This is a genomic window from Actinoallomurus sp. NBC_01490 (assembly GCF_036227085.1).
Lineage (GTDB): Bacteria > Actinomycetota > Actinomycetes > Streptosporangiales > Streptosporangiaceae > Actinoallomurus > Actinoallomurus oryzae.
Window position 1 is genome coordinate 2533708 of record NZ_CP109433.1, and the last position, 23994, is coordinate 2557701.

Consider the following 23994-nt stretch of genomic DNA (forward strand, 5'->3'; position numbering starts at 1 on the left):
CTAGGCCGGGCCGAAGACGTCCTCCAGGCGAGTGAGGGCGTCTTCGGCGTGGTGGCAGGCGGCCAGCCGCGCTCGCTCCTGCGCCTCGGACGGCCGGCGCAGCGACGGCACGTCGGTCCGGCAGTCGTCGCGGGCCATCCGGCACCGGGTGTGGAACCGGCATCCGGCCGGGGGACTGGTCGGCGACGGCGGGTCGCCGTCGAGCACGATCCGTGCCGCCATCCGTCCGCGCCGCGCCCGGTCCACCACCGGCGAGGCGGACAGCAGCGCCTGGGTGTACGGATGGGCGGGCGCCTCGTAGACGGTGGCGGTCGGTCCGATCTCGGCGATCCGGCCGAGGTACATCACCGCGACGCGGTCGGCCACGTGACGGACCACCGACAGGTCATGGGCGATGAACAGGAGCGTCACGCCGAGTCGCCGTTGCAGGTCGCGAAGGACGTTGACGACCTGCGCCTGCACCGAGACGTCGAGCGCGGAGACCGGTTCGTCGCACACCAGGACCTCCGGGTCCAGCGCCAGTGCGCGGGCGATCCCGATCCGCTGCCGCTGTCCGCCGGAGAACTGGTGCGGATAGCGTTCCATCAGGTCGGGCGCCAGGCCGACCAGGGAGAGCAGCTCGGCGACCCGTTCGCGCCGCGCGGCCCGCGTGCCCGTTCGGGACGCGGCCAGCGGCTCACCGACGATCTCCAGCACGGTCATCCGCGGATCCAACGAGGTGTAAGGGTCCTGGAAGACCATCTGCACGCCTCGCCGCAGCAGCCTCCGGTCGCCGCGACGGGCGGCGGTCACGTCGCGGCCGCGGTAGCTGATCGAGCCCGAGTCCGGCACCTCCAGGCCGACGAGCATCCGTGCGAGGGTCGACTTGCCGCAGCCGGACTCTCCGACGATCCCCAGCGACTCGCCGGCCCGCAGTGACAGGCTGATCCCGTCCACGCTGGACACGCGGGTGCGGCCCAGACCGCCACGCCCGGTGGTGAAGGTCTTCACCAGGTCGTGCGCCTCCAGCACGACCTCTCCGGGCGCCGCCGTTCCGGCCGGCTGCGGCGTGTGGGGGCTACTCGTTGCCGGCACCGACGACCTCCTGACTGCGGTGGCAGGCGGAGTCCCGCCCGCTCCGTATCTCGATGAGAGCCGGGCGTGTCTTCCGGCAGTCCTCCACCGCCCATGAGCAGCGGGGATGGAAGGCGCAGCCCGGCGGGACCCGCTCCGGGTTCGGCGGGTAGCCGGGGATGGTCACCAGGTCCCGGCCGAGGCCCTCCGCCTGCGGCACCGATGTCAGCAACGCCTCGGTGTAGGGGTGCGCGGGCCGCGCGAGCAGGTCGTCGCCGCTGCCGCGTTCGACGATCCGCCCGGCGTACATGACGGCGACCCGGTCGGCGACCTCGCTGACCACCCCGAGGTCGTGCGTGATGAGCAGGACCGCCATGTCCAGCTCGCGGCGCAGCCGGTCGAGCAGTTCCAGGATCTGCGCCTGCACGGTCACGTCGAGCGCGGTGGTCGGCTCGTCGGCGAGAAGCAGCTCCGGTTCGAGCGCGATCGCCATGCCGATGAGGATCCGCTGGCGCATCCCGCCGGAGAACTGGTGCGGGTAGTCCCCGACCCGCCGGGACGCCCCGGGGATGCCGACCATCTCGAGCAGCTCGACCGCGCGGGCGCGGGCGGCACGCCGTGAGCTGTCGGTGTGGGCGCGGATCAGGTCGCCGATCTGGTCGCCCACCGAGAGCACCGGGTTCAGCGCCGACAGCGCGTCCTGGAAGACCATGCTCATCCGGTGTCCGCGTAGCCGGCGGCGCTCGTCGTCGCTCAGCGCCAGCAGGTCGGTGTCGCCCAGCCGCATCTCGTCCGCGCTGGACCGCGCGTTGTCCGCGTCGAGACCCATGATCGAGCGCACGGTCACCGACTTGCCCGATCCGGACTCCCCGAGCAGCGCCACGAGCTCACCCCGCGCGACGTCGAGATCCACGCCCCTGACCGAGGGCACCGGACCCCGCCGGGTCCGAAATTCGACGGACAGGCCGCGTACGCGCAACGCGGATCGCGCCGCCGTCGGTGAGGTTGACGTAACCGCCACGAAACCCCCTAGCGCCGGATGTAACAAGCTGAGACGTGTATTCGGCCGGAATATTGCCGATACCTTGACACTCCCGCCGAAGTTTGGCAAGAGTATGCGGCCATACGACCTCTCGACTATCGGACGTGCCGCAACGGCGATAACGGTCCGAGGTGAGTCGGGAGACGAGAGGAGAGCCAGTGCTCGAGCCCGCGAAGCGCTACACCGGTTACACCGCCTACGAGTACCTCGAGCGCGGCAAGGACTACCGGGACATCACCTACGCCAAGCAGATCGGCCGGGTGCCCCCGTACCAGGGCCTCGAGCTGTCCGACGCGCAGCTGGAACGCACCAAACGCCTGTTGACCGACGAGGTCGTGATCTCACTGCACGAGCACGTGCAGGTCTTCCCCGACGACATGTCCGACCTCCGGGAGCACATCAGGCAGGGCCGCGAGCCCACCGGCTACGAGGGCCTCTCCCGTTCGGGGATGACCGCCGTGTTCGACAACGGCATGGACGGCACGTGCTGCATCAGCAGCGACGCCGGCTGGAAGTACCAGGACGTCCTGTTCGACCTCGGCGTACGGATGGCGGACCTCGCCCACCAGGACTTCGTCGTCAAGGGGGAGACGGTCAAGGACATCCATGACGCTCACGCGACCGGCCGCGTGGCGCACATCTTCGGCCTCGAAGCCGCGACGATGATCGAGAACGAGGTCGACCGGCTCGACGTCCTGTACGGCTTCGGCGTTCGCCAGATGGGCATCGCCTACTCGGAGGCGAACACTCTCGGCAGCGGCCTGAAGGAGCGCGGCGACGGCGGGCTGACCTACTTCGGCGAGCGCGCGGTCGAGCGGATGAACAAGCTCGGCATCGCCATCGACGTCTCCCACTCCGGCGACCGGACCGCCATGGACGTCATCGAGAAGTCCACCAAGCCGATCTTCATCACGCACTGCGGGTCACGCGAGGTCTGGCCGACCAACCGGATGAAGCCCGACGCGGTCATCAAGGCCTGCGCCGAGCGCGGCGGGGTCCTCGGACTGGAGGCGGCGCCGCACACGACGCTGTCCCACGCCCATCCGCGCCACTCGCTGGAGTCGGTGATGGACCACTTCGTGCACTGCGTGGACCTCGTCGGCATCGAACACGTCACCTTCGGGCCCGACACCCTCTTCGGCGACCACGTGGGCCTGCACGACGCGTTCTCCGCCAACCTCTCGATCGGGCAGGCGCACAGCGGCGTGGAGTTCCCGAAGGTGGAGTACGTCGACGGCCTGGAGAACCCGGCCGAGTGCTTCTACAACATCATCGGCTGGCTGGTCTCCCACGACTACTCCGACGACGAGATCCGCGCCGTGGTCGGCGGCAACACCCTACGCGTGCTGGAAGAGGTGTGGGTGTGATGCGTCGGCGCACCGGACTCATGGCCGGCACGGCCGCGGTGACCGTGCTGACCGGCGCGCTCGGCGCCTGTGCGCCCAGCAAGAAGGCGGCGGAGTCGGGCTCGGGCGACCAGCTGCGGATCGCCACCACCACCGACGTGGTGAACTTCAACCCCCTCATCGGCAGCAGCCGGACCGACTACTGGCTGACCAACCTGATGTACCCCCACCTGCTGACGATCGGGAACGACGGCAGCAAGCAGCCCTCGCTCGCGACCAAGTGGGGGTACACCAGCCCGAAGACGGGGTTCTACGAGATCCGCGGCGACATGAAGTGGAGCGACGGAACGCCGCTGACCGCCTCGGACGTGGCGTACACGCTCAACGCGGTGAAGAAGGACAAGCCGTCCGGCACGCTGTACGGGCAGCTCGCGAACTTCTCGTCGGCCAAGGCCGTGTCACCCACCCGGGTCGAGCTCAAGCTGTCCAAACCGGATGCCACCGTCATTCCGGAGGTCGGCTTCTGGGGCAACGTCGTCCCCGAGCACGTGTTCGGCAAGGCCGGCAGCGTCGCGAAGTTCGCCAACAACGCGAACTGGGTCAGCGCCGGGCCGTACAGGCTGACCAGGGTGGCGAAGGGGCAGAGCTACACGATGGAGCGGGTCACGCCGTACCCGCTCGCACCGGGTGGGCGGCCCACGGTGAGCGAGGTGGTCTACAAGGTCTACCCGGACGTCAACACCGAGATCCTGGCGCTGAAGAACGGCGACGTGGACGCGATCGCCAACGCGCTGCCGCCCGCGCAGGTGCAGCCGCTCAAGCAGGCCGACGGCATCACGGTCGAGGAGGTCCCGGGTCTGGGCTACGCGCACCTGGCGTACAACATGGACAAGAAGCCCCTCGACAACGTCAAGGTGCGCCAGGCACTGGCCCACGCCGTCGACTACGAGGCGATCCGCAAGGTCGTCCTGCAGGGCCAGGCGGTCTCCACGGGCAGCAGCCCGCTCATGCCGGTGCTCAAGCAGTTCCACGACCCGTCGCTCCAGGAGTACACGTTCGATCCGGCGATGGCGCGCAAGCTGCTGCGGGACGCGGGGTACACCGCCGACGGCAGTGGCAGATTCCCGCTGTCGTTCCGGATGATCTACTCCCTGCAGGACCCGGTCACCGCGCAGTGGGCGACCCTGGTCAGGGACGACGCGGCCAAGGCGGGGATCACCATCAAGCCGCAGGGCCTGGAGCGCAACACGTACCTGGCCAAGACGGACGCGGGTGACTTCGACATCTACGCCGGCAACTTCGCCATCATGGACGACCCGGCGACGAACATGACCCTGACGTACCTGCCGAAGGGCATCATCAACTACTCCCACGTCGACGCTCCCGACCTGTCGGCGCTGGTGACCAAGGCGCAGGCGACGACCGACGTGAACGAGCAGAAGAAGCTCGTCCAGGCCGCCGCCAAGCTGGTGCACGACCAGGTCTACGACAACGTGATGTACACGCAGAACCTCTACGTGGCGCACCGCTCGAACTGGACCGGGTTCGTCGTCAAGCCGAGCGAGCTGCTGTCGATCGTCGATCCGCAGTCGCTGTCCAACGTCAAGTCGAACAGCTGACGAAGGGCCACCGCCATGCCGCCTCTCGCCCGATTCGCGCTGCGACGGCTCCTTCGCGGAGTGGTCACGATCTGGTTCGCCGTGACCGTCACCTTCCTCATGCTCCGCCTGCTGCCGGGCGACCCGGCGCTGGCGGTGGCCAACCCCAACATGACGAGGGAGACACGGCAGGCGCTGCTTCACCAGTACGGCCTGGACCAGTCGCTGGCCGTGCAGTACGGCAAGTACCTGTGGCAGCTCCTGCACGGGAACCTCGGCATGTCGTTCAGCCAGTCGGTGCCGGTCACCACGGCGCTGATGGAACGGCTGCCGTGGACGCTCCTGCTCACCGTCTCCGCGCTGGTCGTCACCATCGTCATCGGCGTCCCGCTCGGGGTGGTCGCGGCCTCGCGCCGCGGGTTCTGGGACCGCGCCGTGCAGCTCAGCGGCGTCGTCGGGCAGTCCCTGTTCGTGCCCAGTATCGGGATCTTCCTGCTGTACCTCCTCGGCCTGAAGCTGCACTGGTTCCCGATCGGGGGCGCCTACACGGAGAACACCTACGGGATCGCCTGGTACGGCAGCGTGCTACGGCACCTGGTCCTGCCGTGCCTGTCGCTGGTGCTGGTCCAGCTCGGCTCGTACGTGCTCACGCTGCGGTCCACGCTGATCGACGCGCTCGGCGAGGACTACTGCATGCTGGCCCGCGCGAACGGGCTGGGCGAGCGCAAGGTCCTCTGGAAGCACGCTCTGCGCAACGCGCTGCTGCCGACGACGACCCTCGTCGGGCTCCAGCTCGGCTTCGTCGTCGGCGGCGCCGTGCTCACCGAAACGATCTACGCCTACCCGGGGATCGGGCGCGGCATCTACGAGGCCGTGACCCGGCTGGACTTCCCGGTTCTGCAGGGCGCCTTCGTGCTCCTGTCGGCGACGGTGATCGTCGCCAACCTGCTCACCGACCTCGCCTACGGGCTACTCGATCCACGGGTGCGAACCGTATGACCTCACTCATCGAGTCCACGGCCGGCACGGCGGACGTGGCGGACGCGGCGGACCGGCCCACCGCGGCGAAGGCGACCTGGGACGCCTTCCGCCGCAACCCGCTCGGCATCCTCGCGATGGCGCTGCTGGCACTGCTCATCGTGGTCGCGCTCGTCGCACCGCTGCTCGCGAGCTATCCGCGCGGCCACGGCACGGCGATCCTGCGACCGCCCTCGGCCGCCCACTGGTTCGGCACCGACAACCTCGGCCGCGACGTGTTCGCCGAGGTGGTGTACGGCACGAGGGCCAGCATGCTCGTCGCGGCCGGCGCGACCGCGCTGGCGATCGTCATCGGCGTGACCGTGGCCGTGTGCAGCGCGTACTTCCGCTGGGTCGACGGGGTGATGGGCGTACTGGTCGACCTCTTCCTGTCGCTTCCGGTGCTGCCGCTGATGATCCTCGTCGCCGCCCTGGTCGGGCCGAGCCTGCAGACCATCGTGTTCGTCCTGGCCTTCTTCTCCTGGCCCGAGGTGAGCCGCGTCGTACGGTCACAGGCGCTCGCGGTCGTACGGCTGCCGTACGTGGACGCGGCGCGGCTGGCCACCGGCTCACCGCTGTGGATCATCCGTAAGCACCTGCTCCCGGCCGTGGCGCCGGTGATCGCGGTCTCCGTCGTGCTCACCGCGTCCCGCGCGGTGCTGTCCGCGGCGGGCCTGGCGTTCCTCGGGCTCGGGGACCCGAACAGCTGGTCGTGGGGCCGCATCCTCTTCGAGGCCCAGCAGTCCGGCGCCATGCAGGAGGCGTGGTGGACGACGCTCTTCCCGTCGTTGGCCATCCTCGCGCTGGTGGTGGCCGCGACCCTGCTCTCCATCGCCTACAACGACGCCCGCGACCCGCGGACGAGGAAGGACTGAGCGTGCCGTTCGACCAGCGGCTTCCCGCCACCTTCTACGCCGACGTGCAGGACCGCGTACGCGCGGCCCTCGCCGACGAGCGTGTGGACGCCCTTCTCACCGACTCTCCGGAGGACGTGGCGTACCTGACCGGGTTCTTCCACCATCCCTGCGAGCGGCCGGTCGCGGTGTGGATCGGCGTGGACGGGACCGCCGCCCTGCTGCTGCCCGACCTCGAAGTCGAGCACGCCCAGGTCCAGAACACCGCGGCCGAGCTCGTGGTCTACCCGGAGTACCCGGGGCTGGTCCCGCCCTTCGACGCGCTCGCCGGGCACGTGCCCGGCGCCCGGCGCGTCGGCCACCCGGGCGGCATGGCGGTCGACCGCCTCGCCGCCGTCCGCGCGGCGTTCCCCGGCACCGAGTTCGTCCGGACCGGCGTCGCCGAACGCGCCCGCCTGCGCAAACGGCCCGAGGAGATAGCGCTGCACCGGGAGGCCGGGCGGATCACCGACGCGATGCTCACCGCCGGGCGGGAACTGATCGAACAGGCCGTCGCCGCCGGCGGGGAACTGCCGAGCGAGGCCGAACTGGCCGCGCACGTGACCTCGTTCGGCGGCCGCACGATGTACGCCGAGCACGACGACGTCGTGGTGGTCTCGCCGCTGGCCGGCGGCCTGGTCTACGCGGCGGAGAACAGCGCGCGCCCGCACGGGCTGCCGTCGGCTCGCCGGCTGCGCCCCGGCGACACGTTCGTGCTCTCACTCGGGTGCGCGGTCGGCGGCCGCTTCGTCGAGGGCGAGCGGACGTTCGTGCTCGGTGAGCCGTCGGCGGAGCAGCGTCGCTACTACGAGGCCGTACGGGAGGCCCAGGCGGTCGGTGCGGCGAGCATCCGTCCGGGGGCGCGGTGCGCGGACGTGAACCGCACCTGCCTGGACGTCATCCGGGACGCGGGGCTGGAAGGGTTCCTCAGACACCGCCAGGGACACGGCATCGGGCTGGGGATGCACGAGCCACCATGGCTGGAAGACGGCGACGCCACGGTCCTGGAGCCGGGCATGGTCGTGTCCAACGAGCCCGGCATCTACGTCACCGGGCACGCCGGATACCGGATCTCCGACAGCATGCTCGTCACCGATGACGCCGCCACCCCCTTCACCTTCTATCCCCGCACGCTCGACGACGTGGTCGTCCCCGTCTAGCAAGGAGGGATCGTGTTCGTCACGATCAATGGCAACGAACTGGCGGTCGAGGTCTTCGGGGAGGAGGGCGCGCCCGTCCTCATCGCGCACCACGGCGCTCCGGGGCTGGGCTCGCGCGCCGAGCCGCGGGCGACCTTCGCGCCGTTCGCCGACACCTTCCGGGTCGTCGTCTTCGACGCCCGCGGATCGGGGGAGAGCGGTGGCAACCCGCCGTTCACCCACGAGCAGTGGGCCGCCGACGTCGATGGGCTGCGTGAGTGGATCGGGGCCGAGCAGATCGTCATGGCCGGCGGCTCGTACGGCGGATTCATCGCGATGGAGTACGCGATTCGCCACCCGCGGCGGGTCAAGGCGCTCGTCCTGCGCGACACCTCACCCGACCACGACAATGAGGAGGCCGCGCGCCGCAACGCCCTCAACTCGACGAGGGTCACCGTCGATGTGGAGAAACTCGACCGCATCAACAACGGCCTCGTACGCGACAACGATGACCTGCGCGACTGCTGGCGCGAGATCCTGCCGCTCTATGACCATGTCTACGACCCGGCCAAGGTCGAAGAGAAAGTGGCGGCCACCCCTTACCGGTACGAGACGCATAACTTCGCCTTCGCGGTCAATCAGCCGAGTTACGACATCAAGTCGCAGCTGCCCGATATCATCTGCCCGACCCTCGTCACCGTCGGGCGTGACGACTGGATCACCCCGGTCGAGAGCAGTGAGAAAATCGTGTCGCTCATTCCTGACGCCCGATTGGTGGTCTTCGAGAAGTCGGGGCACTCTCCGCAGATCGAGGAGGCCGCACGGTGGCGGAAGGTCGTCCGCGACTTCCTGCGCGACGTGGGCGCCGATCAGCGATAAGGAATGAGCATCAATCCGGTTCTGAAAGAACTCGACGACCTCGACCGGCGCATCATCGTCGCGCTGCAGAGCGATGGCCGGGCGAGCTGGACCTCGGTCGCCGACGTCTGCGACACGTCGGTACCGACCGTGGCGCGCCGCGCCCAGCAGCTCCTCGCCGAGGGCATCGTCCGCGTCGGCGTGACCCCGGACATCAGCCACGCGGGACCGGTGAACCTGTTCATTCTCCGCATCGGCTGTGAGCCGGGCCGCCAGACGAAGGTCGCCCTGGAGCTCGTCCGCCGCGACGATGTCCGTTTCCTCACACTGGTGACCGGGGAGACGGACATCATCGCCGAGCTGAACGTGCGGACGGACGACTCGTTGCACACGCGCCTGATCGACGAGGTGCTGGCGATCGACGGCGTGTCGCGATGCGAGACCGACCTGCTGCTGCACACCTACAAGGCCACGAACGACTGGAGCCGTCAGCTCCTGACCGGAAAAGAGCACGTCTACACGCCCGTCGAGCCGCACGAGTGCGACTCCAGTCACTTCAACGACACCGACCGGGCGATCGTCGCCGTGCTCCGCGACGACGGCCGGGCCAGCTTCCAGGGCGTCGCGGACGTGATCGGGGTCAACGAGAGCACCGTCCGCCGCAGGTTCGAGACGCTGCGGGCGAGGGGATGCATCCTGGTCAACACGCTGGTCCCCGCGCCCGCGCTCGGCTTCGAGTCCGAGATCATCTTCATGATCACGGTGACGCCGGCCAACCTCGACTCGGCCGCTCGTGAACTCGCCACCTATCGAGGCGTCCGATACGTCGCGGCCACACTCAACGGAAGCTCGTTGATGTGCGAGGTGATCCTGCCGACGACGCGCGACGTGTTCGACTTCGTGACCAGGACGCTCGGACCGCTCCCCGGCGTCCAGGGGTGGACCGCCAACATGGAGATGCTCAACCTCAAACGGGGCTTCATCGAAACTCCCTGGTGGCGCGGACGCCTCAACGCGTCCGGCCCGAGCGGCGGACACCACGGGGACGCCTGACGGGATCGACGCTAGATCTTCATCTCAGATCGCATGCGAGAGGGTTATGCTCCGCCCTGATACGGTGCCCCCCCGGAGGCCGGATGAGTTCGGACCCACCACTTCGCGTCATGGTCGTCGATGGCGACCCCTCTCTCATGTCGTCGCTCAGGAGCAGTGACGAGGTGGAAGTGCTTCCTGAGCCGGGCGAGCCGATCGAGGCCGCCGAGCGCCTGAGGCCGGACGTCGTCCTGCTGGGTCTGTCCTCCGCCGCGCACACCGCCCCGCTGAGCCGTACGGCCCGCGTGTTCGTCCTGTGCCCGTCGCCGGCGGCGGCGACCGTGGCCATGCGCGAGGGCGCCAGCGGCTGCCTCCGCCCGAAGGAACTGACCGCGAGAAGGCTGATCCAGGCCGTCCGCGAGGCCGGCCGCGCCCACCTGGGTCTGTCCACGAGAGAGACAGAGGTCATGGACCTGATCGCGAGCGGCCGCTCGAACGGCGAGATCGCCAGGGAGCTGTTCCTGAGCGAGAAGACGGTGAAGAACCACGTCAACCGGATCTACGCCAAGCTCGGCGTGAACTCCCGGGGGGCCGCGATCAGCCTGTGGCAGACCCAGCCCTGAGCCCGGATCCAGGGGGAGGATCGTTCGATTCGCGAGGGTGGTGAGGGGGCTGCTAGAGTAACGGATGTCGCAAGCGCCGCTAGCTCAATTGGCAGAGCAGCGGACTCTTAATCCGCGGGTTCGGGGTTCAAGTCCCTGGCGGCGCACCCGTGCTGAGCTGGGCATTCCCGACACTGTCGGGAGTGCCCAGTGTTCTTTTTGGGGCGGTTTGCGGTCCGCGGATACTCGGTGGGTGCTCGAATGTCATGATCTTGTTGGACGGGGTCGTCGGCCAGCAAGCAGCAGTGCTGGCGCTAGGTGATTGCGGACGGTCCGAACCCTGACGTGTCGGCGCCGAAAGTTCGTGGGCTTGTCAGTTCGCGGTCATGCGGACCGCACCGCTGGCACCAGGGTAGGAGTGATCCTCACCTTGCCTCGGCTTCCGGGCCAATGGGTTGGACATCGACTGCTTCCGGGCCATCCCAAAGCCGACCGGAGAGCCCGGGCCAAAGTCGTCTTGCGGGTCACCCTCCCTCTCGGACAACTCGCCTTTCCCGGAAGCGCCACTTGACCCGCCTGCCACCGCGTCCCTGCTGGACCCTCTAATCACCTATAGCGATATCCCAAGCAGGGGCGGGGGTCTGTCCAGTTAACGGCTCTGTCGCTCTTTCGCAGCGGTCGTCGGCGTCCTCCTGTCCGGCTACGCCGGCGGCGGAGACCTGACCATCGGCGATCCGTACATGTTCGAGACGATCGCCGCGGTGATGGTCGGTGGCACGTCGGTCCAAGGCGCACGGGTCGATTATTGGCGGACGGTCCTGGGAGCACTCCTGTCGACCCTCATGACGACCATCCTCATCGGAAGCGGCGTCTCCGACGCGGTGGAACAAGTCATCTTCGGTGCCCTGATCCTCGTCGTCGTCTTCGGGTACGGGCGTGGCCGCGCCGGATCGGCCACGACCTGGCCGCCCGCTTCCCGCTGGTCGGTCACGACCCGGCACAGGCCCGCGCGTCGCTGATGGCCGAGGCCGAGGCCGCGCGCGAGCTGGCCGACGCCGCCACCGTGCCCACCCCGGAGCCGGTGGCGATCGGGGAGCCGGGCGCGGGCTGTCCGCTGCCGTGGAGCGTCCGCGACACCCCGGCAGGCGTATTGCGCGAGCGCTTCTCCGACTATGACGGGGCGCAGCCGAACGACCCGGTCAAGGCCGCGCAGGCGATCCTGCGGGCGGTCGACGATGACACGTCGCCGCTGCGCCTGCCGCTTGGCCCGGAGGCCGTCACCCTCATCCGCCGCAAGCTCCAGCGCCAACTGGCCGACCTGGACTCCTGGGAGACGGTCTCGTTCGACACCCGCTATCCCGGCGCCTGAGCCACGACGAGCCGAACACCGGCGCTCCCGGCATGTGCGGTACGACGAACCATCTTCGCCAAGCAGATCAAGGCCGCGTAGGACGGCCCCTGTCAGTGAACCCGTGAGCAGAAAGGCCCCCCGGACTCGTACGATGGGCGTCGAGATCGTTCGCCCGGGTGGCTCCCACCGTGGCTCCCCGGATGTCTCGGCCCATGCGTGACTTCCGGCGGTCGCGCGTCACGCATCCGGTATGTCCGACGGACGCGCCGCTCGGCGTCGCTGCCACGGCCAGCTGCCCCCCAACTCCACCTCGAGCGAGAAGCTGAGGACGGTCCGCACCGCCACGATCAGCGCGAGCACGCCGACGCTCGTGAACGTCGGGGATGCGGCAACGGTGCGGATGATGTCACCGGCGACCAGGAACTCCAGCCCGAGCAGGATCGCCCGCCCGAGGTTCTGCCGGTAGAGCCGGTACGCCCCCGGAGGCCGGCCGCCATCGCGCCGGAGACGACCCGCGAACACGGCCGTCACGACAAGGGCGCCGACGACAATGACCGCCACCCGGACGAGGTCGACACCCGCGCCGACCACCTCGGCGATGCCCGCGAGGTCCACCACGTGATGGTCATACCCAACCGCGGCGTCGTCGACTTGACCTTGATCGAGCGCTGTTGATCTGCACCACCGACAACGGGTCATCAGGTCTCCGCACGCCCGCCGGGCGTGCCGGAGCGGGCGGCCTGCGGCGGCGCTTGCGCCGCCGCCTTGATGAGCGGGGCTTCGTTCGGGTCCTGAACCCGGTGGCTCCCAGCGTGGCTCCCACGACAGGGGCGGCACTGCCCGTCATCGCGGCCAGCGCGGGCGTCGCCCTGCCAGCGATGATCTTTCTGACGGGTCGTGGGCGGGGGCCGGCACGTCGGTGACCCAGCCGTCCAGGTGCTCCGCGCCGCCGATGTGGACGATCAGCGGGTGGGAGGGCGGGCGCCCCTTGACCTGGAAGGTGCGCGCGACGGCGGCGGGATCCTCGGCGTTGGGCCCAGACCGTAGACGGTTTCGGTCGGGAAGGCCACCAGGCCTCCGGCGCGCAGCACGCCGGCCGACTTCTCGATGTCGCTGGTTGTTGCCGTCACTCTCGTAATCCTCTCACTGTTCCGCTCTCCACACTTCCGCGGGTTCGAGGACGGGCCGCCGCGGCGGGCGGTGCGGTGGTCGCCGGCCGTAGGGGTTGGGCCTGGTGGGCAGGGTCGGTCACTCGGCAGAGGATTCGTCCACAAGGAGGAGGGCGGCCCAGGGGCCCGTACAACGTGGCTCTTCCGCGCCCCTGGGCGCGCGCCCTGCCTGAGGGTGAAAAGCCCCGGCCGGCGGCGGCCGCTGTAACAGACCCGATCGGCTTGGCGCTGGACCTGATGTGGTCCGGCCCGCCGAGGTTCGCCCCGCGACCGCAGCGCACGTTCCCAGCCGACCCGGGGGTTCGTCGCCCCCGGGTTCGGCTCACACACCGGCTGGGGCTCGGGCCGGCCGGGCACTCATCAGCAAGGGGTCTCCCAGATGCGTACTGCCGCCACCGTGAGCCCGGCCGCCCTCCGGCTCGTACTCGCCGGCTCCAGCAGCACCAGCCCCGTTCTCAAGCGAAGGTCAGCGGCACCTGCACCCCGGGACCGGCCGGACCGCGGGCAGCACAGGTATCTTGACCTGCCGTAAAACCGTATACCGAGGGCAAATACGGACAGTCCACATATCAGTTTGGAGAACTCAGTATTGTGACGCCTGTTGTCGATCCCGGCCCCCGCCCCAAGGACACCGATGTCTGAGTTTCACCAGCCTGCCGCCGCTTCTGAACGCCGCGAATCCGGACGGCATGGCAGGCCGTCCGGCCGTGGCAGGAATCGTTCCACTGGGGTTCGCGCCTTTCATTTGTACATCTCAATCCTGCCGGCCGCCGTTATGGCGTTGCTTGGTGTCTTCGCAGTAGTCGATCTGTTCGTCGTCGGCACCTCCTCGCCGAAAGGTCGTCTGGCGCTGGTGCTCCTCGCCGCCGCCGCGGTCCTCGTTCTCGGCGTCGCCGTTTTCGCCGCCGACGCCGCGACCCGCCGGGAGCGGCTCGTCTTCGGCCACCCGGCCGCGCCAGGGCCTGAGCAGCTGCAACGTCGCCTCGGTGAGCTCGGCTTCCTGATCTCGCGCGGCCGGCAGGACGTGCAGGAACTGCGGGACCGGGTCGCCGCCGGGGACGTTCCCCCGCCGCGGAGCATCGACTCGCGGGCCGTGCCGGGTGAGGATCCGTTCGCGCACCTCGCGCGGGAGCTGCACAAGGCGCAGGCCGAGGCGTGGAACACGGTCGTCGGCGCGGCGAGCCGGCCGAACGGCCAGAGGTCGGCGCAGCGGGTCGAGGTGTTCGTCAATCTCGCACGGCGAATGCAGACGCTGTCCCACCGGGCGATCCAGGGGCTGGACGAGCTGGAGAACCAGGTCGAAGACCCGGACCTGCTCAAGGGCCTGTTCCGGGTCGACCACCTCAGCACCCGCATGCGCCGGCAGGCCGAGAGCCTCGCGGTCATCGGCGGGGCCGCGTCCCGGCGCCAGTGGAGCCGGCCGGTGACGGTGTACGAGGTGCTGCGCTCGGCCATCGCCGAGGTCGAGCACTACAATCGGGTCAAGGTCGTCCCCCCGGTGGAGGGCACTCTCGACGGCAGCGCGGTGGCGGACGTCATCCATCTGCTCGCCGAGCTCGTCGAGAACGCCACCAAGTTCGCGCCGCCGCACACGCAGGTCCTTCTGCGCGCCGAGCCCGTGACCGCCGGTCTGGCGATCGAGATCGAGGACCGCGGCCTCGGCATCCCGCGCGAGACGCAGCGCCGCCTCAACGACCTCCTCGCCGACCTCGAGCGGATCGACATCGACGAGCTCGTGCAGGACGGCCGCATCGGCCTCCTGGTGGTGTCGGCGCTCTCCCGCCGCCACAATGTCGCGGTACGACTGCAGACCAACGTGTACGGCGGCACGCAGGCCGTGGTCGTCGTGCCGAAGGAGCTGATCGGCTCGGAGGAGCAGGAGGCGGCCTCCCGGCTCGAGGCGCCGGCCGAGCCCGTACCGGCGCTGTCGACGGCGGCTCCGGCCACGTCGACGGCGGCTCCGGCCACGATGTCCTCCGCGCCCGTCTTCAGCGGCCCTCCGAACCCGCCGGCCGCCCACGACGAGCCCCGTCCCCCCGCCCACGACGAGCCCCGTCCCCCCGCCCACGACGAGCCCCGTCCCCCCGCCCCGTCCGCCGGAGGAGCCTGGGCGAACCACAGCGCCGGCCGTACCGAGGACGTTCCTTCTCCTGGGGACGCCGGTCGGCGCCCGGAGCTCCCCAGACGCCGCGCCCAGACAAACCTTGCCCCCGAGCTGGTCAACGCCTCCGCCCCCCGGGAGGAAGACACCGACACCCTCCACACCCCGGGGCTGATGGCGGCGTTCCAACAGGGAATGCGTAACGCCCAGGACGAGGACAACCCGACGGGCGGGACCGGTGGCACGGGCTGATGCAACACCACATATTTAGAAGGAGCGTCCATTGAGCGCCGTCTCTCCGAACCAGGCAGCAGATCTCGCCTGGCTGCTGAAGGGTCTTGCCGAGGAGGTTCCCGTCATCCGCGGCAGTGTGCTGCTGTCCTCCGACGGGATGATGAAAGCCGCTCACGGCCTCGACCGCACCGGCGCGGAACACCTCGCGGCACTCGCCTCCGGACTCTTTTCCATGGCGCGCAGTGCCGGCGGCAAGTTCGACGGCAACACCGAGGTCCGGCAAGTCGTCGTCGAGCTGAAATCCAGCCAGCTGTACATCTCCTGGGCCGGGTTCAACTCGGTCCTCGCGGTGCTGGCCAAGGGAGAGGCCGACCCGGCCGTCGTCGGTTTCGAGATGGCGCGGCTCATCAAGGCCGTCCGTCCCTTCCTGGACACGGCGGCCCGGCCGACGGCCGTCTCGGACGGCCGGATGACATGACCATGTCTCCATCCCCCGACGACGACATATGGCTCGATGACGACGCAGGACCACTCGTACGCCCGTACACGGTCAGCGCGGGGCGGACCCGCCCCACAGTCGAGCTGGACCTGCTTTCCCTGGTGGTCGCCACGTCCAAGCCGCCGCGGGGCGTGGAGCCGGAGCACATGAAGGTGCTGGGCCTGTGCAGCGCGCCGACCTCGGTCGCGGAGGTGTCGGCTTACATGCGCCTCCCGATAGCGGTCACCAAGGTCCTTGTTGCCGACCTGGTCGAATGCGAGGCCATGGCCGCGCGAGCTCCGCGTCCCATGTCCGGCGGCCCTGACCGAAACCTATTGGAGAAGCTGCTCGATGGACTACAAGGAGTCTGAAGCGTTCCCCACCCAGGTCAAGATCTTGATCGCGGGCGGGTTCGGCGTCGGGAAGACGACGTTCGTCGGCGCGGCGAGCGAGATCGAGCCGTTGAACACCGAAGAGCTCATCACCGCGGCCAGCGTAGGCGTCGACAGCCTCAACGGGATCGAGGGCAAGTCCACGACCACGGTGGCCCTGGACTTCGGCCGGATCACGATCGAACAGCACGACATCGTGCTGTACCTGTTCGGCACCCCAGGGCAGGAGCGGTTCTGGTTCATGTGGGACGAGCTGTCCGCCGGGGCACTCGGCGCGATCGTGCTGGCCGACACGCGCCGCCTGCAGGACTGTTTCGACGCGGTCGACTTCTTCGAGAGCCGCGGCATCGACTTCCTCGTCGCGGTGAACGAGTTCGACGGCGCGTTCCGGTACGAGCCGGAGGAGGTAAGGCTCGCGCTCGAGCTGAGTCCCCGGGTGCCGATCGTCATGTGCGACGCCCGCGACAAACGGTCGGCGACGGCCACGCTCCGATCCCTGATCAAGCATCTGCTCACCGCTGTACCCGCCACGTCCGCCTAGTCCATCGACCGACCTCACCCCATGTGGAGATAGCCGTGACGTACGACCAGATCTACGAGCCCTCCAGCCATCTGCTGACCCCGGCCGACCCTGAGGCGCCGCAGCGCGCGGCGCGTCTGCGTGAGCTCGGCCTCGGACAGGGCCCGGACCCCGAGCTGGATGAGTTCGCCCGCGAGCTCGCCCACGCGGCCCGCGAACTGTCCGGGGCGGAGCAGACGCCGTTCGCCATGGTGAACTTCGTCACCGACCGGCAGTACCTCGGCGGGCTGTACACCCCGCCGAGCCCCGACGGCGCCGTCGAACTCGGCCGGGAGGTCCCGCTGGACCACGGCTACTGCCCGCACGTCGTCGTCCGCCGCAAGGCGCTCGTCCTGGACGACGTGTGCGACTACCCGCGGTTCGCCGGCAACCCGGTCGTCGACAAGCTCGGCATCCGGACCTACGTCGGCGCCCCGCTCATCGACCGTACGGGCGCGGCCCTCGGCACGATCTGCATCGTGGACAGCGAGCCGCGCCCCTGGGGCCATCCGGGGCTGAACCTCATCAAGAACCGGGCAGAGGAGCTCATGAAGATCATCCGCCGCCGCGAGGGGCTGCCCGGCTAGAAGGGATGTCCCGCGGCCGGCGTCGGCCGCGGGACGGCACCTCCCCTCGGTCACATGGCCGGACCGGCAGGGATGGAGCGGGAGATCACGGTGTTGGCGGGCGGTGAGGCGACCTCGTCGTCGCCGACCACGCCGGTGTCCGCGAGGGCGAACTCCGAGGCGACACCCGTGATGTCGTGCTTGAGGAACGCAATCGCCGTACGCACCCGCTCGGGGTCGGCGCCGGTCTCGGCCGCCCACCGCATGACCTCGGTCATCGCGAACAGGTAACCGATGGCCCGGCCGGCCAGTACCAGGTGCTCCTGCTTGAGGTCGCGGTCGAGGAAGCGCAGGTCCGGCCGGTACGCCTGCACACCGGGCCCGGTGAGCGGCCACTCGGCCAGGAAGGCGCTGAGCGGCCGGCCCTCGAGCCTGGCCAGGCAGTACTCCGCGAGCTGCTGGCTGAGCAGGTCGTTGGTGCCGTCGAAGATCGTGAAGACACGGGCGTCGAGGAACGCCTGGGCGGAGATGTTGGTGGGCGAGCCGCAGCGGTACCCCTCACCGCCGACCAGTTGCTGGTAGTGGTGCGCCGCGCCGAGCATCCGCTCGGTGGCCACCGTCTTGATCGCCTGGACGGCCGGGAACGAGCCCAGCATGTCGGCCTTCATGTTCAGCCGTGTCCGCAGATGGTGGTTCAGCGCCTCGCAGATCGTGTACGAACTGTCGATCGCGGCGAGCCTGTAGCGGGCGAACCTGATCGCCGACAACGGCGCGGGGCCGATCTGGCGGCCATCGGCGTACGAGTGGGCCTCTCGGCTGATCCGTCTCAGGAACCCACAGCCCATCGCCGCCATCATCGCCCGCGACGCCATCAGCATCTCGACCATCGGCCGAAGATTGCGGCCGCCACCGGTCGGGATCCGCCGGTACGCCGGGACCACCGCGTCGATGTCGTTGAGCCCGTAGTCGATCACCTTCAGGCCGAGCGGCTCGTACCGCTCCGCGGTGCGGAACCCCTCGCTGCGCTTGACGATGAAGTAGCCGTACTCGCGGCCGTTGTCGTCGTTCTTGGCGCTGACGAGCCACCAGTGCGCGCTGAAGCTGAACGCCTGCCAGTGCTTGCGGCCGCGGATCCGGTAACCGCCATCGACCTCCTCCCACGTCGTCGTCATGCCGGACATGGCCGAGCCGCAACCGGGCTCGGTGGAGGCGAAACCGGCGATCATCGGATCGCTGCCGGCGAACAGCGGCAGCACCTCCCGCTTGGCTTCCTCGGTGGCGTACAACGCGATCGGACGCAGCGCGACACCGGTGACGATCGTCGTGAACATCCCCAACGGGAGGTGCCACTCCGAAAGGGTCTCCACGACCCGACACATCTCAACGTGGCTGTCGCGGCCGCCGTACTCGCGGGGCAGCGTCGGGAGCAGCACCCCGCTGCCCACGAGCAGCGCCCAGTCGTCAGAGGGGAGGTTCTCCTGCGGATACGTTGCGGAGTCGAACTTCGATGCGACCGATTCGATGCCGGCGATGAACTCGTTCGTCGACAGGGACAGAAGAGTCTTGGTCATGGTTCCGCTCTCATAGGTCGGGTGTCGGTTAGGGGAAGAGGTGGCGTCCCGACGACGGTGAGCGGCCTAATATCTGATACGCGGCGTAAGAGCCGGTCACGCGAACCTCCTGCTAAATGCCGTGCCGTGCCGCGGAGCGGCCTTCAGGCATCATCGTGAATATGTCGGTCACAAAACGCAAGGCATCTTCGGATAGCTGTAATCACCCACGGGAGGCCCGCGTTCGTGTCTGACAGCGTTGTCTTGACGAGATGTTGATCTTAGTCCGCTCTCTAAGCTTGGCGAACCCACCTACTTGACCAGCGGCAGGGCAAGAGGAAGGCCTGATGCGCCCACCGCGAAGAGCCTTGCGGACCGTGAGTATGTGATCACTTGCGCTCATAACGACACGAGCTCAGGGCCCTCTGCCGTCAAGATGACGGCGCATTGGACCACCATTCCGTAGAACCGCAAGTTCACTGCGCGATCAAAAACGGTCTGACCGTTATCGTTAAGGACCGGTCCGCATGTGGCCACCGATGGAAGGCGGGTGCCGCACGCCGCGAGGCCGGCTACCCAGGGGAACGCCTGACGCTCGCATGTGACCGGTGCGGTGGCCTGGCCTTCGAGATGGAGCGGGACCGAACAACGTGCAGGCCTTCCGTCGCAGGCGTGCCCCGTCCCGGGCTTTCGGGGGCGAAGCCCGGGACGGGCGGGGGCGAGGCGGCTCTGGGAGAGCCGCCATACGTTCCCTACAGCGCCCCGCGCCCTGCGATCGTTACCCACCGATGTCCGCGCGGCGCCGACGCTCGCCAACAGGATCGGCCACGCCGCCGACGATGAGCAGCGGTCGGGTACGGAGATCCGATGGATGAAGGCGACCCGGCGGAGCGTGTCCCGGCTGTAACGGCGTTGGTCACCGAGGGTACGCCGACTCTCGGTCCGTCGACATCGAGAAAGAGTAGCGGGCGTTGTGCGGAACCTTTCACGACCGCCGATAAGGATCTTCGTGTTCTGGACCTGTTGCGGCATCGGGCAGGGTACGCGGCAGGCCGAATGTCGAAAACAGCGCCGGATCCTGGAATGAGGTCACTCGCGTGATGCGCGCCGCCGCGATGGTGAGGACCTGGATCGAGTGTGCGTGGTGGATTCCGTCGCGGTCGCGTCGGTAGGTGGCGAGTGCGGGTTGACCGTTGGCGGCGGTCGGGACGACGTGGATGTCGGCGGGATTCGCGGGGATCCGGGAACCGAGGAAACGCCCGATCACCTGGCGGCCGGTGAACCAGGTCGGGATCGGCGGCATCTCGTACACGGCGTCGGCTGTGAGCAACCGCATGAGGGCGGTCACGTCGGCGTTCTTGAACGCGGTGGCGTACCTGTCGAGCAGGGCGCGCTGCTCTGGGTCGGTCGGTTCGACGAGCTCGTCCTCGGCGAGCGTAGCGCGTTCGAGGTTCGCTCGGGCGCGTTGCAGCAGGCTGTTGACCGCGGCGACCGAGACTTCGAGGAGCCCGGCGACCTCGGACGCCTGCCAGCGCAGCACGTCGCACAGGATCAGAACGGCGCGCTGCCTGGCAGGCAGGTACTGCAGGGTCGCGATCAAGGCCAGCCGCATCCCCGCGCGGGAGGCGACGATCGCGGCGGGGTCGGTCGGCGCGGTGCCGAACAGGGTGTCGGGGATCGGCTCCAACCAGGCGACCTCGTGCAGCGCCGGAGCCACGGACGCTTCCGGCCCCTCGGCGGGACCGCTCAGGCCGGAGGGCAACGGACGGCGGTCACGGTTCTCCAGCGCTCTCAAACAAACGTTGGTCGCGATCCGATAGAGCCAGGTACGCAGCGACGCCCGACCCTGAAACCCGTCGTAGGAGCGCCACGCGCGCAGCAGGGTCTCCTGCACGAGGTCTTCGGCGTCATGCACCGAACCGAGCATCCGGTAGCAGTACGCCAGCAGCTCACGACGGTACGGAGCGGTGAGGTGAGCGAAGTCCTCACCGCTTGACGTCATCGTTTCCTCACGCTGCATCGCTGTTCCCAACCCCCGTCACACGAGCAATTCCACGCCTGGATCCGCCACCTGTACAGATCCCCGCCACCGCAGAAACTCATCGGTCTTCGGTGCCTCGCGGGCCGATGAAGTCGAGCGGTCGGCCGTATCTGTACGAGTGACCGCGCACGGCCGGTTCGCTGGCGACGTGCCACCAAGGGTGACGTGCCACCAAGGGTAAGGAGCTCGAACGATGGTCAGTACGGATCTCATGGCCCGGCCGCCAGGACCGGCCACCCAGCGAGCAGGGCGGCTCTGGCTCATGCTGGTCGTGCTGTTGCTCGGCCAGTTCATGGGCCTGCTGGACGTCACCATCGTCAATGTGGCGGTGCCCACGATCGGGACGGATCTACACGCCTCCGGAGCGTCCCTTCAGCTGGTGGTCGGCGGGTACACGGTCGCATACGCGATGCTGCTGATCACAGGGGCGAGGCTCGGCGACCTCTACGGCCGGCGGCGGATGTATCTACTCGGTGCCGTCGTCTTCACCCTCACCTCGCTGATCTGCGGGCTCGCGCCGAACAGCGCGACGTTGATCGTCGCTCGCTTCGTACAGGGCGCCGGCGCGGCGGTGATGGTGCCACAGATCATCAGCGTCATCCAGACCCGCTTCGACGGTATGGCACGCGCCAAGGCGCTGTCGGCCTATGGGGTCGTGTTGTCGACCGGCGCTCTGGCGGGCCTGGTCCTGGGCGGCATCCTGGTCGACGCCGACCTACTGAACGCCGCCTGGCGATCGGTCTTCCTGGTCAACGTGCCCCTGGGAGTGCTCCTGGTGGCGCTCGTCCCGGCGTTCGTTCCGGCCGACGAGCCCCGGGGCACCCGCCGGCTCGACTTCGCCGGTCTCGCCATCGCGGTGCCGGCAGTGTTCCTCGTGGTACTGCCGTTGGTGCTCGGGCACCAGGCCGGTTGGCCACTCTGGACGTTCCTCTGCATCGCCGCCGGCATCGTGCTGGCCGGGATCTTCGTCCTGGTCGAGCGGAGCATCGCGGCCCGCGGCGGTGACCCGTTGCTGAGCCTGTCGGCGCTGCGCGCGCCCGGAATGGCGTCCGGCGTGGGCACCCTCACCTGTATGCAGGTCGCCTACGGCGGATTCATGTTCACTCTCGCGTTGCACCTGCAGGGTGGTCTCGGGGACAGCGCACTGCGTGCCGGCCTGACCTTCGTGCCGGTCGCCGCGGTGTTCGGGCTGGTGGGGTTTTACTGGCGGGCGCTGCCCAGATCCATTCACCACGCACTGTCGCCGACCGGCCTGGCGATGTGCGTCCCGGGCTACCTCGGCATCGCCGCCGGCTTCCACGACGGGACCCAGGACAGCCCGCTGTTGTGGGCCGGGCTCGTCGTCTGCGGGCTCGGCATGGGTCTGACGCTCAGCCCACTACTGGCCCAAGCGCTGGTCCACGTGCCACCGACGAAGGCGGCCGACGCCAGCGGAGTGCTGACCACCACGATGCAACTCGGACAGGTCATCGGCGTCGCAGTCTTCGGCAGCCTCTACCTCTCCCTGGCCGAGCCCCTCCCGCAGCATTCGCCGGCACGAGCGCACTCATCGGCACATGCGATGTCGACGGCGGCGGAATGGATGGCTCTCCTGAGCGTCATCGGCGTCGTCGGCGGTATCGCCCTCGCCCGCACCGTACGCCGAGCCCGGCGGCCCAACGTGGCCGGATAGCGACTCGGACGCGGTCACGGCGTCGACAAAGGTGCCCATGCAGGCCGGAAGCCCATCTCGAATACCTGGAGGTCCCAATGAACAAGATCAATATCGTGCAGTACGAGATTCGTCCTGAATCCGCCGATGAGAACCAACGGCTGATCGAGGAGGTCATGTCCGAGCTCGCGCACAATGACCCAGGCGGGCTGCGGTACGCCGCGTTCCGCCTCGACGACGGGGTCACCTTCGTTCACATCGTGGTCAGCGAGGGCGACCGTGATCCGCTGTCGCGCTCCGCCGCTTTCAAGGAGTTCCAGCGGGGAATCGGTGAGCGCCAGATCCCCGGCACTCGCGTACGAACCGCCGCGACCCTTGTCGGGTCGTATCGTTTCTGGAGCCAGACCGCCCCTGACCTGACAGGCGGGGCGTGAAGATGCGGAAAACCGTTCTGCCGGAACCTGTTCTGGCTCGTACGGTCCGTGGTTCCGGTCCCGGCCTGGTGCTCTCCCATGGCGCGAATGGCAGCATCGAGCGTCAGTTCGGACCGATCCTTGACGGGCTCGCGGCGGATCACACCGTCGTCGGGGTCGACCTCCCGGGTTCGGGCGCGACGGCTCGATCCGAAACTCCGCTCGACATCGACCAACTCGCGGATCAGCTGGTCGCCGCCGCCGACGCTGAGGGCCTGGACACCTTCACGATCGCCGGCATCTCTCTCGGAGGCCCCATCGGCATCCGCGCCGCCGTCCGCCACCCCGATCGGGTCACGGCTCTCGTACTCACCGCCACCTTCGCCCGGCCCGATGCCAAAGTGCGCCTGTTCAACTCGATCTGGCGCCAACTCTACGAATCCGGAGACCGTAGGCTTCTCGCCGAATTCGGCGCCCTCATGGCCTTCAGTACCCGCACTTTGAACACGATGCCGAGCGAGAGGCTGCAGGCCACGATTGAACGGATCGCCGGGGCGTTCCCGCCGGGCACGCCCGAGCAGGCCGATCTGCTCGAGCGGATCGACGTCAGCGATGACCTCTCGCAGATCGAAGTTCCAGCGCTCGTAGTCGTCACGATAGGCGACTGGCTCGTTCCTCCCGAGACGCAACGATGCCTCGCCGACCGCATTCCCGGTGCGAAGTCAGCCGACATCGCCACGGGCCACGCGCCGTTCGGTGAAGATCCGGACGAGTGGCTGAGGACCATCACGGCATTCCTACGGCGCAACCGGCCGCAGGATGCGGAGGAGGCGGGGCGACCCGGTTGACCCGAGTTGGCATCGCTGACGAAGGCCGTCGGCGTCTCTCGGCATAACGGCTGGAGGGAGG

Annotated in this window: 23 protein-coding genes and 1 tRNA gene; 19 read left to right on the forward strand and 5 right to left on the reverse strand. The window is 68.8% G+C overall.

Annotated features, from left to right (window positions below; genetic code table 11):
- Together OG417_RS12450 and OG417_RS12455 are read right to left on the reverse strand one after the other, a co-directional pair.
- Complete coding sequence (locus tag OG417_RS12450; protein ID WP_329254478.1) at nucleotides 1-1074, reverse strand: ABC transporter ATP-binding protein; 1074 nt, start codon at nucleotides 1072-1074, stop codon at nucleotides 1-3.
- Nucleotides 1058-1966: an ABC transporter ATP-binding protein gene (locus OG417_RS12455; RefSeq protein ID WP_329254481.1), complete on the reverse strand. Its 909-nt coding sequence runs from the start codon at nucleotides 1964-1966 to the stop codon at nucleotides 1058-1060. Before OG417_RS12455 ends, OG417_RS12450 begins: the two co-directional genes overlap by 17 nt.
- A 287-nt stretch (nucleotides 1967-2253) precedes the next feature.
- Here OG417_RS12455 and OG417_RS12460 point away from each other — a divergent pair, with 287 nt between their 5' ends.
- From OG417_RS12460 to OG417_RS12510, 11 genes are all read left to right on the forward strand, one after another.
- Nucleotides 2254-3462, forward strand: a complete 1209-nt coding sequence (locus tag OG417_RS12460; protein WP_329254484.1) for a dipeptidase — start codon at nucleotides 2254-2256, stop codon at nucleotides 3460-3462.
- On the forward strand, nucleotides 3462-5060 hold the full coding sequence (locus tag OG417_RS12465; RefSeq protein ID WP_329254486.1) for an ABC transporter substrate-binding protein: 1599 nt from the start codon (nucleotides 3462-3464) through the stop codon (nucleotides 5058-5060). The genes OG417_RS12460 and OG417_RS12465 overlap by 1 nt, the downstream gene beginning before the upstream one ends.
- A 15-nt stretch (nucleotides 5061-5075) precedes the next feature.
- Nucleotides 5076-6038, forward strand: a complete 963-nt coding sequence (locus OG417_RS12470) for an ABC transporter permease (protein WP_329254489.1) — start codon at nucleotides 5076-5078, stop codon at nucleotides 6036-6038.
- The gene (locus tag OG417_RS12475; protein WP_329254492.1) at nucleotides 6035-6931 is read left to right on the forward strand and encodes an ABC transporter permease; all 897 of its coding nucleotides are present in this window, start codon (nucleotides 6035-6037) and stop codon (nucleotides 6929-6931) included. The genes OG417_RS12470 and OG417_RS12475 overlap by 4 nt, the downstream gene beginning before the upstream one ends.
- A gap of 2 nt (nucleotides 6932-6933) precedes the next feature.
- On the forward strand, nucleotides 6934-8109 hold the full coding sequence (locus OG417_RS12480) for a M24 family metallopeptidase (protein ID WP_329254495.1): 1176 nt from the start codon (nucleotides 6934-6936) through the stop codon (nucleotides 8107-8109).
- A gap of 12 nt (nucleotides 8110-8121) precedes the next feature.
- The gene (locus OG417_RS12485; RefSeq protein WP_329254498.1) at nucleotides 8122-8967 is read left to right on the forward strand and encodes an alpha/beta fold hydrolase; all 846 of its coding nucleotides are present in this window, start codon (nucleotides 8122-8124) and stop codon (nucleotides 8965-8967) included.
- A 3-nt stretch (nucleotides 8968-8970) separates the two neighbouring features.
- Nucleotides 8971-9999 carry an Lrp/AsnC family transcriptional regulator gene (locus OG417_RS12490; RefSeq protein WP_329254502.1) on the forward strand — a complete coding sequence of 343 codons (1029 nt, stop codon included), beginning with the start codon at nucleotides 8971-8973 and terminating at the stop codon, nucleotides 9997-9999.
- Nucleotides 10000-10163: 164 nt separating this feature from the next.
- Nucleotides 10164-10601, forward strand: coding sequence for a response regulator transcription factor (locus OG417_RS12495; RefSeq protein ID WP_329254505.1), 438 nt, complete (start codon nucleotides 10164-10166; stop codon nucleotides 10599-10601).
- Between the two features lie 73 nt (nucleotides 10602-10674).
- A tRNA-Lys gene (locus tag OG417_RS12500) sits at nucleotides 10675-10747 on the forward strand.
- Between the two features lie 573 nt (nucleotides 10748-11320).
- Nucleotides 11321-11599, forward strand: a complete 279-nt coding sequence (locus tag OG417_RS12505; RefSeq protein ID WP_329254508.1) for a hypothetical protein — start codon at nucleotides 11321-11323, stop codon at nucleotides 11597-11599.
- Nucleotides 11599-11949, forward strand: a complete 351-nt coding sequence (locus OG417_RS12510) for a hypothetical protein (protein ID WP_329254512.1) — start codon at nucleotides 11599-11601, stop codon at nucleotides 11947-11949. The genes OG417_RS12505 and OG417_RS12510 overlap by 1 nt, the downstream gene beginning before the upstream one ends.
- A gap of 219 nt (nucleotides 11950-12168) precedes the next feature.
- On the opposite strand, the gene OG417_RS12515 is transcribed toward OG417_RS12510, so the two are convergent.
- On the reverse strand, nucleotides 12169-12549 hold the full coding sequence (locus OG417_RS12515; RefSeq protein WP_442875678.1) for a DUF1622 domain-containing protein: 381 nt from the start codon (nucleotides 12547-12549) through the stop codon (nucleotides 12169-12171).
- 1326 nt (nucleotides 12550-13875) lie between these two features.
- Here OG417_RS12515 and OG417_RS12520 point away from each other — a divergent pair.
- The 5 genes from OG417_RS12520 to OG417_RS12540 are packed head-to-tail and all read left to right on the forward strand — an operon-like array spanning nucleotide 13876 to nucleotide 17451.
- The gene (locus OG417_RS12520; protein ID WP_329254516.1) at nucleotides 13876-15453 is read left to right on the forward strand and encodes a sensor histidine kinase; all 1578 of its coding nucleotides are present in this window, start codon (nucleotides 13876-13878) and stop codon (nucleotides 15451-15453) included.
- A gap of 31 nt (nucleotides 15454-15484) precedes the next feature.
- A complete protein-coding gene (locus OG417_RS12525) occupies nucleotides 15485-15913 on the forward strand; it encodes a roadblock/LC7 domain-containing protein (RefSeq protein ID WP_329254518.1) in 429 nt (142 codons plus the stop codon).
- Between the two features lie 2 nt (nucleotides 15914-15915).
- Nucleotides 15916-16284 (forward strand): DUF742 domain-containing protein, encoded by a 369-nt coding sequence (locus tag OG417_RS12530; protein ID WP_329254521.1) that lies wholly within the window; start codon nucleotides 15916-15918, stop codon nucleotides 16282-16284.
- Nucleotides 16265-16846, forward strand: a complete 582-nt coding sequence (locus OG417_RS12535; protein WP_329254524.1) for a GTP-binding protein — start codon at nucleotides 16265-16267, stop codon at nucleotides 16844-16846. The genes OG417_RS12530 and OG417_RS12535 overlap by 20 nt, the downstream gene beginning before the upstream one ends.
- Nucleotides 16847-16881: 35 nt before the next feature.
- Nucleotides 16882-17451 (forward strand): GAF domain-containing protein, encoded by a 570-nt coding sequence (locus tag OG417_RS12540; protein WP_329254527.1) that lies wholly within the window; start codon nucleotides 16882-16884, stop codon nucleotides 17449-17451.
- Nucleotides 17452-17501: 50 nt separating this feature from the next.
- Here the strand turns inward: OG417_RS12540 and OG417_RS12545 are convergent, their stop codons facing one another.
- Together OG417_RS12545 and OG417_RS12550 are read right to left on the reverse strand one after the other, a co-directional pair.
- Nucleotides 17502-19001 (reverse strand): acyl-CoA dehydrogenase family protein, encoded by a 1500-nt coding sequence (locus tag OG417_RS12545; RefSeq protein ID WP_329254530.1) that lies wholly within the window; start codon nucleotides 18999-19001, stop codon nucleotides 17502-17504.
- Between the two features lie 964 nt (nucleotides 19002-19965).
- A complete protein-coding gene (locus tag OG417_RS12550) occupies nucleotides 19966-21000 on the reverse strand; it encodes a sigma-70 family RNA polymerase sigma factor (protein WP_329254533.1) in 1035 nt (344 codons plus the stop codon).
- Between the two features lie 214 nt (nucleotides 21001-21214).
- Here OG417_RS12550 and OG417_RS12555 point away from each other — a divergent pair, with 214 nt between their 5' ends.
- The 3 genes from OG417_RS12555 (at nucleotide 21215) to OG417_RS12565 (ending at nucleotide 23933) form a co-directional block, all read left to right on the forward strand.
- On the forward strand, nucleotides 21215-22693 hold the full coding sequence (locus OG417_RS12555; protein ID WP_329254536.1) for an MFS transporter: 1479 nt from the start codon (nucleotides 21215-21217) through the stop codon (nucleotides 22691-22693).
- Nucleotides 22694-22770: 77 nt separating this feature from the next.
- On the forward strand, nucleotides 22771-23106 hold the full coding sequence (locus OG417_RS12560; RefSeq protein ID WP_329254539.1) for an antibiotic biosynthesis monooxygenase: 336 nt from the start codon (nucleotides 22771-22773) through the stop codon (nucleotides 23104-23106).
- Between the two features lie 2 nt (nucleotides 23107-23108).
- The gene (locus OG417_RS12565) at nucleotides 23109-23933 is read left to right on the forward strand and encodes an alpha/beta fold hydrolase (protein WP_329262248.1); all 825 of its coding nucleotides are present in this window, start codon (nucleotides 23109-23111) and stop codon (nucleotides 23931-23933) included.
- Nucleotides 23934-23994 lie beyond the last annotated feature (61 nt).

What these genes read in the sequence shown, in the direction of transcription:
- OG417_RS12565 (WP_329262248.1), top strand. Translation starts at nt 23,109, where the DNA reads ATGCGGAAAACCGTTCTGCCGGAACCTGTTCTGGCTCGTACGGTCCGT.
- OG417_RS12535 (WP_329254524.1), top strand. Translation starts at nt 16,265, where the DNA reads ATGGACTACAAGGAGTCTGAAGCGTTCCCCACCCAGGTCAAGATCTTG.
- OG417_RS12490 (WP_329254502.1), top strand. Translation starts at nt 8,971, where the DNA reads ATGAGCATCAATCCGGTTCTGAAAGAACTCGACGACCTCGACCGGCGC.
- OG417_RS12510 (WP_329254512.1), top strand. Translation starts at nt 11,599, where the DNA reads ATGGCCGAGGCCGAGGCCGCGCGCGAGCTGGCCGACGCCGCCACCGTG.
- OG417_RS12475 (WP_329254492.1), top strand. Translation starts at nt 6,035, where the DNA reads ATGACCTCACTCATCGAGTCCACGGCCGGCACGGCGGACGTGGCGGAC.
- OG417_RS12505 (WP_329254508.1), top strand. Translation starts at nt 11,321, where the DNA reads ATGTTCGAGACGATCGCCGCGGTGATGGTCGGTGGCACGTCGGTCCAA.
- OG417_RS12520 (WP_329254516.1), top strand. Translation starts at nt 13,876, where the DNA reads ATGGCGTTGCTTGGTGTCTTCGCAGTAGTCGATCTGTTCGTCGTCGGC.
- OG417_RS12465 (WP_329254486.1), top strand. Translation starts at nt 3,462, where the DNA reads ATGCGTCGGCGCACCGGACTCATGGCCGGCACGGCCGCGGTGACCGTG.
- OG417_RS12560 (WP_329254539.1), top strand. Translation starts at nt 22,771, where the DNA reads ATGAACAAGATCAATATCGTGCAGTACGAGATTCGTCCTGAATCCGCC.
- OG417_RS12530 (WP_329254521.1), top strand. Translation starts at nt 15,916, where the DNA reads ATGTCTCCATCCCCCGACGACGACATATGGCTCGATGACGACGCAGGA.
- OG417_RS12470 (WP_329254489.1), top strand. Translation starts at nt 5,076, where the DNA reads ATGCCGCCTCTCGCCCGATTCGCGCTGCGACGGCTCCTTCGCGGAGTG.
- OG417_RS12550 (WP_329254533.1), bottom strand. Translation starts at nt 21,000, where the DNA reads ATGCAGCGTGAGGAAACGATGACGTCAAGCGGTGAGGACTTCGCTCAC.
- OG417_RS12555 (WP_329254536.1), top strand. Translation starts at nt 21,215, where the DNA reads ATGGTCAGTACGGATCTCATGGCCCGGCCGCCAGGACCGGCCACCCAG.
- OG417_RS12545 (WP_329254530.1), bottom strand. Translation starts at nt 19,001, where the DNA reads ATGACCAAGACTCTTCTGTCCCTGTCGACGAACGAGTTCATCGCCGGC.